The sequence below is a fragment of the Pseudoalteromonas sp. SaAl2 genome, from assembly GCF_052947895.1.
In genome coordinates this window covers 1338329-1350440 of the sequence record NZ_CM129605.1, presented here as the reverse complement: position 1 = coordinate 1350440, position 12112 = coordinate 1338329, and the positions used below count along the sequence as shown (strand labels likewise).

Below are 12112 nucleotides of genomic sequence, written 5' to 3'. Positions count from 1 at the left end.
TTTAAATTAACGAAGGAGTTAACTGTGGTAAGTATTTATGGCTCGATAAAGCAAGTTAGCGTCTTTCCAACCACTTAAGCGTGTTTTTTTCCCTTCATAAGCGATATACCAAGGTTGTCTAATTGGCGGCTCTAAAGGCTGTAAAAACAGTTCTTTAGCAAGACTTGGAGTAAAAAACTCAAAGACAGGGGTGTAATTGGGTTCAACTTGAACCTGATTTAAAAATAAAGATGAATTACTAACAACTAAACGAAAGTAAGTTGGCTCAAAACCAGAGGAATTTTGCTCATGAGAAACATGTTTAACTGATTCAGCCTTATCAAATAATTGTATTTTTATGCTGTGCTCACTATTCAAGTCTATAAGGGACTCATGAGCAGCAAAAGATTGAACCCAATTTGCTTTATCAGCTCCCGCAGCATTGCTTTGCGCACTAAAAAATGCAACAACAAGTAACAACACAGAAAAAATTAGCCGAAAGCGAATCATTTTATAATCTATTAATATCAGTAAGCATATTTATTGGGGCAATTTGAAATAATTCAATGATTAATTAAACCGCAATATAAAATTTCAATGGCAACATCTTCATCATGTAAATCCCGCCATTCAAAATGAAAAGACTCAAGTGGTGTATTTTCTTTATGTGTGGCCTATATTCAATCATTTTCATATTCTTACATCCTGTATTTAACTCAGTGTTAAGAATTTATTATACCCAAGGGTATGGCTGAATTATTTGAGTATAGCTGTCATTAAAGTTTATACTCGACTTTACTATCAGACTTAATAACGTATTAATTAATCAGGAAAAATATGCGCGGTGCCGGCCAAAAAGAAGTAACAAAACATCAAGACGCGATGAATCTCAGCCAAAGTATTAAAACACTTTGGCCCTATTTAATAGCATTTAAAGGTCGTGTCGTTTTAGCTTTACTGGCACTTGTAGGCGCAAAAGGTGCCACACTTTTAATGCCTTGGGCGTTAAAAGAAATCATTGATGCAGTCGACGGTAACTTACATGCCGTATTGATAGTGCCTATAGCCTTATTGGTACTGTATGGTGGGCTTCGTTTTGCTGGCGTGTTTTTAGGTGAAGTGCGGGATGCCCTATTCGGACGTGTCACAGAACATGCCATGCGTCACATTGGTCTAAAAGTGTTTAAGCATCTACATGCTCTTGAACTGGGTTTTCATTTAGATCGACAAACCGGTGGCATTAGCCGTGATATTGAACGTGGTACTAAAGGCCTCAGTTTTTTAATGCGTTTCTTAATGTTTAATATCGTGCCAACATTACTAGAAATAGTGATTGTTGCGGTTATATTTGCGACATTATTTTCACCTTGGTTTGCCCTTGTGACTTTGCTCGCAGTAATTGTTTATATTACCTTTACGGTTAGTGTCACTCAATGGCGTAACCGATTCATCCGCGAAGCTAACCAAGCCGATAACAACAGTAATAGTCGCGCAGTAGATAGCCTACTTAACTATGAAACCGTGAAATACTTTAATAATGAACAATTTGAAGAAAGTAATTACGATACTTTTTTAGCTACCTGGGAGCATGCCAGGCTTAAAAACAGATTGTCTCTATTAGCGCTCAATTCAGGTCAAGCACTCATCATAGCAGGTGCCATTACCGCATTAATGTGGCTTGGCGCAGCAGATGTTGTATCTGGGCAACTGACTATTGGTGAACTTGTGATGATTAACGCCTACATGATTCAGTTATTTTTACCGCTCAACTTTTTAGGCTTTGTGTACAGGGAAATTCGCCGCGCTCTTACCGACTTAGAAAACATGCTCGGGCTTCTTACTCGAAAACCAACCATAATAGATAAAGTAGGTGCTAAACCGCTATTGCTAACTAAAGGAGAGATAAGCTTTAACGCTGTAGAATTCTACTATCATAATAATCGCCCTATCATTAATAATTTAAGTTTTAAAATAGCTGCTAATAGTAAAGTTGCCATTGTAGGCGCAAGTGGTGCAGGTAAAAGTACATTAGCACGCTTATTTTATCGTTTTTACGATACAACCGCAGGCACTATAACCATTGACGAACAAGCAATTAACGAAGTAACACTGCATAGTTTACGCCAAGCTATCGCCATCGTGCCGCAAGACACCGTATTGTTTAATACCAGCATACGGGAAAACATTGCCTACGGGCGACCTGCGGCCACTGATGAAGAGGTTGATACTGCCATTACCATGGCACATTTAACTGATTTTATTAACAGCTTAGAAAAAGGCGATCAAACTTTAGTAGGTGAGCGCGGATTAAAAGTGTCTGGCGGCGAAAAACAGCGCATAGCGATTGCTCGAGCTATCTTAAAAAAATCCCCTATTTTAATTTTTGACGAAGCAACTTCAGCACTTGACTCTCATTCTGAGCAAGCTATTTTGAGCGCCATGCAAGAAGTTGCTAGCAATCATACAAGTATTGTTATTGCCCATCGATTATCAACCATTACTGATGCTGATAATATAATTGTGCTTAAACACGGTCGATTAGTTGAGCAGGGTACTCATCAAGTATTGCTTGAAAAGCAAGGAGAGTATGCACATATGTGGCAGTTACAACAAACCAAACCCACAAACTAGCTCAACTTATCGAGCTGTTAAGGGATTCAACTCAAATAATTTGTTTTGTACACCATTCTCAATAACAATTGTTCATTAAAACTAAATAAAAAATAATAAAGGCAATTCAATGAAAAAAACACTTATTGCGGCTACTCTCGCTGCTATGTTTTTAGTCGGTTGTTCAAAACCTGAAACAACTGATACACCCACACCTAAAACAGCCACAGAAACCACTGTAACAGAACAAACTGCAGAGCTTGGTAGCTTTGGTGTTGATCTTTCTGCGCGTAATGAAGCAGTGAAGCCTGGCGACGACTTTTTATGTACGCCAGTGGTACATGGTATGACAACTACGAAATGCCAGCAGACAAAACTCGCTATGGCGCATTTTCTGCTTTAGCAGAGCGCAGCGAAGAGCGTGTTAAAGAAATCATTGAAGAAATCGCAGCACGTGATGATTTAAATGCAGAAGAGCAATTAATTGCTGATTTTTACAATGCCTACATGGATACCGAAACGCTTAATAAATTAGGCTTAGCCCCTATTAAGCCTTTACTTAATGATATTAGCGCAGTTTCGTCAACTGACGACTTAACTAAGCTGTTTGGTCAATCATGGCTATCTGGTGTAAATTCACCGATTGGCGGTGGCATGTGGTTTAACCGGCTTGATCCTAATAAGTATGAAATGTCTTTAGGCGCTGGCGGCTAGGTTTACCAGATCGTTCTTATTACCTAGAAGATTCTGAACGCTTTGAAAAAACGCGCGCTGCGTATGTAGCACATATCAGTGAGATGCTAACATTGGCAGGCGTTGATAACAGCACTGAGCGAGCAAAATCAATCTTAGCGCTTGAAACAAAAAATTGCACAAGGTCATTGGCCTCGTGAAAAACGCCGCAATCGCGATCTTACATTAAATCAAATAAAACGGGACGAACTCAGCACAACCTACCCCGATTTTAATTGGGATCTTTATTTTGCGCAAACGGGCTATAAAGTACCGCAGCTTAATGTTTCTCAACCAGAACCTGTTAAAGCCATGATTGAGCTAATCAATCAAGAAGGTTTAGCTGTATGGAAAGACTACTTAACGTATCACGCACTGAGCGGTAACGCGTCACTATTATCAGAAGAAGTCTTTAATACCAACTTTGATTTTTATGGTAAAGAGTTAAACGGTCAACAGCAGCCTCGTCCTCGCTGGAAACGTGCTATTAACCAAATGTCAGGAACCACATCGTTAGGTTTTGCGATTGGTAAAGTGTATGTTGAACGTTACTTCCCTGAGTCATCCAAACAACAAATGTCTGAGCTAGTTGAAAACTTACGCACCGCCCTCGGTGAACGTATTGATAACCTCGATTGGATGGGCGAAGAAACCAAAGTCAATGCGCATGCTAAATTAGCCGCATTTGTACCAAAAATTGGTTACCCAGATGTATGGCAGTCCTATGATGGTTTAACAATTAGTAAAACTGATTTAATGGGGAATGTTAAAAACACCCGTGAATTCTTTAGAGCTGATAGCGTTGCCAAAGAGCTTGAAAAAACCGATCGTAATCGCTGGGGTATGACACCACAACGCGTTAACGCTTACTACAATAGCTCGTTTAACGAAATTGTATTTCCTGCGGCTATTTTACAACCGCCATTTTTTGATCCAAATGCCGATCCAGCCGTTAACTATGGTGGCATAGGTGCTGTCATTGGTCATGAAATGGGGCATGGTTTTGATGATCAAGGCTCTAAGTCAGATGCCAATGGTGTACAACGCAACTGGTGGACAGACGCCGACCGTGCAGCATTTGATGCTAAAGCCGATCAGCTTGCAGCCCAGTACAGCCAGTACGAGCCTATCCCAGGTAACTTTGTCAATGGCCGTAACAGCCTAGGTGAAAACATTGGTGATGTGGGCGGCTTAGCAATGGCTTATCATGCATACAAATTAAGCTTAAATGGTAAAGAAGCGCCAGTTATCGACGGCTTAACGGGCGATCAACGTTTCTTTCTAGCTTGGGCGCAAGTATGGAAGGAAAAACGTACAGAGCAAAGTATGCTAAACCAACTTCGTGGTGGCACGCACGCGCCAGGTCGCTTCAGAGCACAAGCCCCGCGTAACCATGACGCTTGGTACAAAGCATTTGATGTAAAACCTGGTGATGCACTTTACTTACCTGAGGAAGAGCGTGTACGTATTTGGTAACTTATACCCGTGAATAAAAAATCATAAACCGTAAAATAACCCGCATTCGCGGGTTATTTTATTCTTACAGCCCTAAAGCGGGCTCATTATCACTGCTCGCACTTTAATCTTCGAATACTTACTAGCCCTACCCGAAATTTACCTTTAGAATACGGCATTACAAAATTTATACTTTTAAAAAACATTTAAGGCGAAACGCAGATGGGAAGAGCTTACCAAAACAAAAAAGATTCAATGGCTAAAACTGCGGGTGCTAAAACAAAAGTTTACTCAAAGTACGGAAAAAGAAATTTATATTTGCGCTAAAAATGGCGGTGTTGATACCGATGGTAACTTAGCACTTCGCCGTTTAATTGAGCGCGCAAAGAAAGACCAAGTCCCTGCGCATGTAATTGAGCGTGCTATCGACAAAGCCAAAGGCGGCGGCGGTGAAGATTACGCTGCAACGCGCTATGAAGGCTATGGTCCGGGTAATTGCATGATCATTGTAGATTGCTTAACCGATAACAATAAACGTACATTTGCTGACGTGCGCGTGTGTTTTACCAAAGCAAATGCAAAAATTGGTGCGCAAAACTCAGTCTCTCACTTATTTGATCACCTTGCTATTTTTGTATTTGACGGTGATGACGATGAAGCCGTATTAGAAGCGCTGATGATGGCCGATGTTGATGTAACAGATGTAGAAGTCGAATCAGGTAAAGTCACTGTATTTGCTCCTCACACCGAATACAACAACACCCGCACAGCTCTTGAAGAAATGGGTATCACAGAGTTCGACGAAGATTTAATTGCATTTGTGCCACAGGTAGAAGCCCCAATCGAAGGGGAAGACGTGGAAGTAATGGAACGCTTTTTAGCTATGCTTGAAGATTGTGACGACGTACAAAACGTGTACCACAACGCACAGTTTTAATAACATTCATTAAGACTTAAAAATAGGCCAACTTAGTTTGGCCTTTTTAATTTTTAAACATAATAAACGGAATTGTATTTTGAATACCCTTGAACAGCTTCGCAGTGGTCAATTAGTTGGGGCAAAACGCTTACAATTAGTCGAACAGTTGGACTCTTTTCCCGCAGAAATTTTTACTCTACACGACACTCTCGAAGTACTCGATTTATCTAATAACCAACTATCAGATTTACCCGATGAGTTTGCTTGCCTGAGCAAATTAAAACGGGTGTTTTTATCGTTTAATCAGTTTAAGCACATTCCCCCGTGTTAGCAAAGTGCCCAGCCCTCGTCATGATTGCGTTTAAAGGCAACCAAATTAGTGAATTTACTGAACATAGCTTACCGCTTACAACCCAATGGCTAATTTTAACCGATAACTGTATCGAGCAATTGCCTGAGTCTTTTGGTGAGCTAACTCAGCTACGCAAATTGGCACTTGCGGGCAATAAAATACCGTGTTTGCCGCAAAGTATGCAACACTGCCAAGCACTTGAGCTTGTACGTTTATCTGCAAATAAACTAACCCATATAGATAATTGGTTGTTTGAGCTGCCCAAACTTACTTGGCTTGCCTTTGCCGGTAACGACTTTAATAAATCACAATCGTTACAAAACGCCGCTCTGGAGCAAGCTAAACTCAACGAGTTTACGCTTCTAAAACAAATTGGTGAAGGTGCATCGGGCATAATTCATTTAGCTGATTGGCAACAACAAAACGTGGCATTAAAGCTATTTAAAGGGGCGATCACCAGTGATGGCTACCCTCTCGATGAAGTAAACTGCTGTTTACAGGCCGGCGTTCACACAAATCTTATCAAGGTGCTTGCGTATATTGATACCCCAGAGCAGTTAGGCCTTGTTATGGAGCTGATAAGCCAAGATTATCAAAATCTTGGGTTACCACCATCCCTTGAAACCTGTACTCGCGATACCTTTCCTGAGCATACCCATTTTAGTGCCCAAGCAATTGAGCACATTGTAAAACAAATGGTCAGTTCCCTTGCCCACTTACATACTAATAAAGTAAGCCACGGCGATGTTTACGCCCATAACATGATGATAAACGATGAATACAAGGTATTGTTTGGCGACTTTGGTGCAGCGACAAATCTAGATTCACTTACTGACTATCAACGCCTGCAAATGCAAATGATAGAAGTAAGAGCTATTGGCTGCTTAATTGATGATTTACTCAATGTCTGTGATGAGACTAACGCAACAGTAGCTAAACTGCAGCACATTGCGGCGCAATGTATGAATAGAGAAGTCACTCTACGCCCGAATTTATCCACTCTAAGCGCGCTTCTTTAACACTGTTAAATAGCACGGTAAAGTCAGGGATTTAAACATAAAAAAGCCGCGATTTACGCGGCTTTGGTGGATAAAGCTAAACTTTTATAGGATCAATTATAAGTACTGACCGAGTGCTTTAACTTGGTCTAACATGCGGTTTGAGAAACCCCATTCGTTATCATACCAAGCCATTACTTTAACTAATTTGCCTTCGGCTTTAGTTTGCGTTGAATCAAAAATTGATGACGCTGGGTTATGATTAAAATCAATAGAAACAAGCGGAAGCTCGTTGTACTCTAGGATTTCTTTCATTGAGCCTTCAGCAGCGGCTTTCATCACTTCATTGATTTCAGCAGCTGTTGTTTCGCGCTTAGTGATAAAGGTAAAATCAACCAATGATACGTTAATTGTTGGAACACGTACCGACATACCATCAAGTTTACCCGCAAGTTCAGGTAATACTAAGCCTACTGCTTTTGCTGCACCTGTTTTAGTTGGGATCATAGATTGTGTCGCACTACGTGCACGGTATAAATCAGGGTGATAAACATCTGATAGGTTTTGGTCATTCGTGTAAGCATGGATTGTTGTCATGCTGCCTTGTTCAATACCTACAGTGTCGTTAATAGCTTTTGCAATTGGCGCTAAACAGTTAGTCGTACAAGATGCATTCGAAATAATGTTGCTGTCTGCGTTAATTACATCGCTGTTAACACCATGAACAACGGTTGCATCTAAATCAGTACCAGGGGCTGAAACAATCACTTTTTTCGCACCAGCAGCAATATGCTTAGCAGCATCATCACGCTTAGTGAAAAAGCCTGTACATTCTAAAACGATATCAACGTTTAGCTCTTTCCACGGTAAGTTTGCTGGATCACGCTCTTGTGTCAGGGTAATTACGTCATCGCCAATGAGCATTGTGTTATCAGCAAGGGTTACTTTTTGAGAAAATTGACCATGCACTGAATCAAATTGAGTAAGGTGTGCATTTACGTTAGCCGGTGCTAAGTCATTAATTGCAACGATTTTAATATCGTTATTTTGCACTGACTCATAAAGTGCACGTAATACATTGCGACCAATACGGCCATAGCCATTAATTGCTACATTAATCATTTCAAAATTCCCCTTTAATTATTTAACTTCACTTGCTTGGCGAGCAAGCGCTTCAATGGCTTGCCAGTCTTTGTTTTCAATAAGTTGTTTATCTAGCATCCAGGTTCCACCTACACAAATCACATTACTTAATGCTAAGTAATTGGGTGCCGTCGCTAAACTAATGCCACCTGTTGGGCAAAAGGTAACTTGTGGTAATGGTGCGCCAATAGATTTAAGCATGGCTGTACCGCCCGCAGCTTCAGCTGGGAAGAACTTTAAAAACTTAAAGCCATGGCTCGCTAGTTTCATCACTTCGCTCGGTGTCGCTGCACCTGGCAAAAATGGAATGTCGCTGTCTTTAGCTAGCGCTAAAAGCTCGTCGTTGACACCTGGGCTCACCATAAAGTCAGCACCCGCAGCTACAGATGCATCAAAGCTTGCTTTATCAATGACTGTGCCTGTGCCGACATAGGCTTGTGGTACTTCTGCTTTCATCAACTTGACAGCTTCTGCTGCAATTGGCGTACGCAATGTAATTTCCAATGCTTTTAGACCACCGTTATAAAGTGCTCTAGCGAGCGGTGCGGCATCTTCAAGTTTGTCTATCACCACTACTGGCACAACCGGTGCCGATGATAAGATTTTTTCTATGCTCATTGTATGTCCTCATTACCCTGTAAATGGCTGATTATTATTCTATTCCAAACGCACTAGCGCCTAAATCTGCGCTACTTACAATGTTTCTGAATCCTTCAAATAACTCACGTCCTGTACCAAATGTTAACGCTGCAGGACTAAGTTGTAGTTCACGTTGTGCAATTTCATCATCACTTACATGCAGTTTTAAAATACCTGCAGGTGCATCAAGTGTGACTAAATCACCCTCATGAATTTTTGCAATAATGCCCCCTTCAACCGCTTCAGGCGCTAGGTGTATGGCTGCGGGCACTTTACCTGATGCCCCTGACATACGGCCATCAGTAACAATTGCCACTTTAAAGCCCTGATCTTGTAATGTTGCCATTACAGGTGTGAGCTTATGTAATTCTGGCATGCCTTTCGCTTTAGGACCTTGTTCTTTTAAAACCGCAATGAAATCTTGGTTTAGTTCACCGCGGGAATAAGCTTCTTGCAGCGCACCTTGCGAGCTAAATACTTTAGCCGGTGCCGTTACTACTTGATGCTCTATTGCTACCGCCGATACTTTGATAACCGCTTTACCTAAATTACCAGTTAAAAGCTGTAAACCACCTTGTTTGCTAAATGGATTATCAACTGGACGAAGCACTTCTTCATCAAGTGATTTTTCAGGGCAAGGAACCCATTTAACTTTGCTTGGACCAGAGCTGTCGGTCATGATCAAGTTGTTGTCGGTGTCTAGACGAGGCTCTTGTGTATACGCTTCAAGGCCTTCACCCACAATCGTCTTAACGTCATTATGTAAGAAACCCGCTCCTACTAATTGCTTCATTAAGAAGCCCATGCCACCCGCTGCTTGGAAATGGTTAACATCAGCAGAGCCATTTGGATAAATACGGGTTAAAAGTGGTACCACTTCAGATGGATCTGACATGTCTTTCCACGTTAATTGAACACCTGCCGCTTTAGCTATGGCAACTAAGTGAATAGCATGGTTAGTGGAGCCACCCGTTGATAGCAAACCAACTAAGCCATTAATAATGGTTTTTTCAGTTACCACATCAGCAAGCGTATTAGCATCTTTAGTTTGAATTAGCTGCTTCAACATGGTCTCGACTGCATTGCCAGTTAAGCCATCACGCAACTCTGTGTACGGGTTAATGAATGAGCTACCTGGAAGGTGTAACCCCATTATTTCCATTAACATTTGGTTTGAGTTGGCAGTCCCGTAAAAAGTACAGGTACCCGCACTGTGGTAAGACGCGCTTTCAGCTTCTAGAAGCTCATCACGGCTCACTAAACCTTGGGCAAACTTTTGACGTACACGGGCTTTTTCTTTATTCGGAATACCTGATTGCATAGGCCCTGCTGGTAAAAAGTACACAGGTAAATGACCAAAAGATAATGCGCCAATTAAAAGGCCTGGGACAATTTTGTCACACACACCTAAACAAAATACACCGTCAAATACATCGTGCGACAGTGATACCGCAGTAGACATTGCAATAACGTCACGAGAAAAAAGCGATAACTCCATGCCATCACGACCCTGTGTAACACCATCACACATAGCGGGTACACCCCCGGCTACTTGTGCTGTGGCATCATATTTAGTCGCAATGTCTTTAATTAGATCTGGAAAATCTTTATACGGTACATGCGCAGAAAGCATGTCGTTATATGAGTTGATAATAGCCAAATTTGGCTGCTCGTCTGCTTTTAAGCGAGCTTTGTCATCGCTGCTACATGCAGCCATAACATGGGCAATATTTCCGCAACCTAGACCTGAACGAACTCTTGTTTGTTTTTTTGCGTGATTAATACGATCTAAATAGGCTTGGCGGGTTGTTTTACTGCGTTCGATAACGCGTTCGGTGACTTCTTGAATACGAGGATGCAACATAAAATTCGACTCATCTCTATGGTTAGAGGATAAAGGCTCAGTGGCAACCACATACTCCACGAATGTAATTGCACTGAGCATCTTTGATTTACCCGTTCAAAGGTATACGTTGTCAGGTTGTCTCTCACAATCAACCTGACACCGGTGTCACTGTATTAACGCATGACTGTGACACCGGTGTCAACCTTATCACTTAAATTTAGTATAATTATTTAAAATGACCAAATAATGATCACTTGAAATTTAAAATAAAGGAGGTTTCTCGACATCAAAATAACTAAACGCATCTTATTATTATTTAGCTTGGGCTATTTATTATAAAAATGGTATATACCCAAGTGCAGAGTATTCAACACTCGGGTAAGCTACTAATTGATTTAATAAGGTTGGCAGGCGTTAAAAAGTTATTTGATTTGTGCAGTTGACTCGCGGGTGATTAAACGCGCTTCAAGCGTCACTTGATAAGGCGCCTCTTGTGGCTCAGCAATATGCTCGATCAGTTTGGTAACCGCTTGCTTAGTCATATCTTCAACGGGCTGAGCAATGGTTGTTAACCCAGGCCAAATATGCCGCGCAATCGGGGCATTATCAAAGCCGGCAATTGAAATATCATCAGGCACCTTTAATTGGCGCTGAGTTGCTAATTTAAGTACTGCCGCAGCCATGTAATCATTCGATGCAAAGACAGCCGTTGGACGTGGACTCAAATCTAATATGCTGCGTGCACTATCAACACCGGAGTGATAACTAAAGTTACCTTCTTCAACTAAACGCTCGTTGAATTCAATACCATGGGTATTAAGTGCTCTTAAGTACCCATTAAAACGTTGTTCTGTCGCACTGTGATCAGGGTGGCCTTTAATAAATGCGATTGACTTATGACCCAAACGAATTAAATGCTCTGTAATTTCAAATGCCCCCTGCTCATCATTACTGCGCACTGAAATAGACTCATCATCAAGTACTGCTGATGCAACCCGAGCATAAGGTATTTTTTTAGCTTTGAGGAAATCAACCAGCACTTTAAAGTCTGAAAATGGCGGCGTAAGTACTAAACCATCGAGCCGTGAAGTTTGAATTAAATGCTCAATATTGCTGATCAAGGCATCGCCTCGCAAATCACACGGATGAATCAGCAAGTTATAATTATTCTCTTGGCAGGCAGCCAAAGCACCGGTTTGTACACGCGTGATATAACTTTTACTGGGGTTATCGTAGATGCAACCAATAATAAAACTTCGGTTCTGCGCTAACCCTCGGGCAATTGGATTGGGCGTGTAATCAAGTTCTTTAAATACTTTTAGAACTTTTTCACGGGTCGCATCGCTGACGTTAGGCTCATTATTTAAAACCCGTGATACCGTCTTTTTAGACACACCAGCATAACTTGCAACACTATTTATAGTAACTTTTTTCATCCA

At 41.2% G+C, this 12112-nt stretch carries 7 protein-coding genes and 2 pseudogenes; 4 read left to right on the top strand and 5 right to left on the bottom strand.

Translation table 11 applies throughout. The annotated features are described in order from the left end of the window. Positions 1–18: 18 nt before the first annotated feature. A complete protein-coding gene (locus ACU8V8_RS06660) occupies positions 19–489 on the bottom strand; it encodes a hypothetical protein (RefSeq protein WP_446889216.1) in 471 nt (156 codons plus the stop codon). Between the two features lie 372 nt (positions 490–861). On the opposite strand from ACU8V8_RS06660, the gene ACU8V8_RS06655 reads away from it, so the two are divergent. From ACU8V8_RS06655 to ACU8V8_RS06640, 4 genes and pseudogenes are all read left to right on the top strand, one after another. Continuing rightward, positions 862–2610, top strand: a complete 1749-nt coding sequence (locus ACU8V8_RS06655; RefSeq protein WP_446889601.1) for an ABCB family ABC transporter ATP-binding protein/permease — start codon at positions 862–864, stop codon at positions 2608–2610. Between the two features lie 109 nt (positions 2611–2719). Next, a pseudogene (locus ACU8V8_RS06650) lies at positions 2720–4797 on the top strand (M13 family metallopeptidase). Between the two features lie 250 nt (positions 4798–5047). Next, positions 5048–5713 carry a YebC/PmpR family DNA-binding transcriptional regulator gene (locus ACU8V8_RS06645; protein WP_446889215.1) on the top strand — a complete coding sequence of 222 codons (666 nt, stop codon included), beginning with the start codon at positions 5048–5050 and terminating at the stop codon, positions 5711–5713. Positions 5714–5792: 79 nt separating this feature from the next. After that, a pseudogene (locus ACU8V8_RS06640) lies at positions 5793–7066 on the top strand (leucine-rich repeat-containing protein kinase family protein). A gap of 96 nt (positions 7067–7162) precedes the next feature. On the opposite strand, the gene gap reads toward ACU8V8_RS06640, so the two are convergent. The 4 genes from gap to ACU8V8_RS06620 form a co-directional block, all read right to left on the bottom strand. Beyond that, positions 7163–8167: a type I glyceraldehyde-3-phosphate dehydrogenase gene (gap, locus tag ACU8V8_RS06635; RefSeq protein WP_087534501.1), complete on the bottom strand. Its 1005-nt coding sequence runs from the start codon at positions 8165–8167 to the stop codon at positions 7163–7165. A gap of 18 nt (positions 8168–8185) precedes the next feature. Further along, positions 8186–8806, bottom strand: coding sequence for a bifunctional 4-hydroxy-2-oxoglutarate aldolase/2-dehydro-3-deoxy-phosphogluconate aldolase (eda, locus tag ACU8V8_RS06630; RefSeq protein ID WP_446889214.1), 621 nt, complete (start codon positions 8804–8806; stop codon positions 8186–8188). Positions 8807–8840: 34 nt separating this feature from the next. Beyond that, on the bottom strand, positions 8841–10691 hold the full coding sequence (gene edd / locus ACU8V8_RS06625) for a phosphogluconate dehydratase (RefSeq protein ID WP_446889600.1): 1851 nt from the start codon (positions 10689–10691) through the stop codon (positions 8841–8843). 404 nt (positions 10692–11095) lie between these two features. Beyond that, positions 11096–12109, bottom strand: a complete 1014-nt coding sequence (locus tag ACU8V8_RS06620; RefSeq protein ID WP_290208604.1) for a LacI family DNA-binding transcriptional regulator — start codon at positions 12107–12109, stop codon at positions 11096–11098. Positions 12110–12112: the final 3 nt, after the last annotated feature.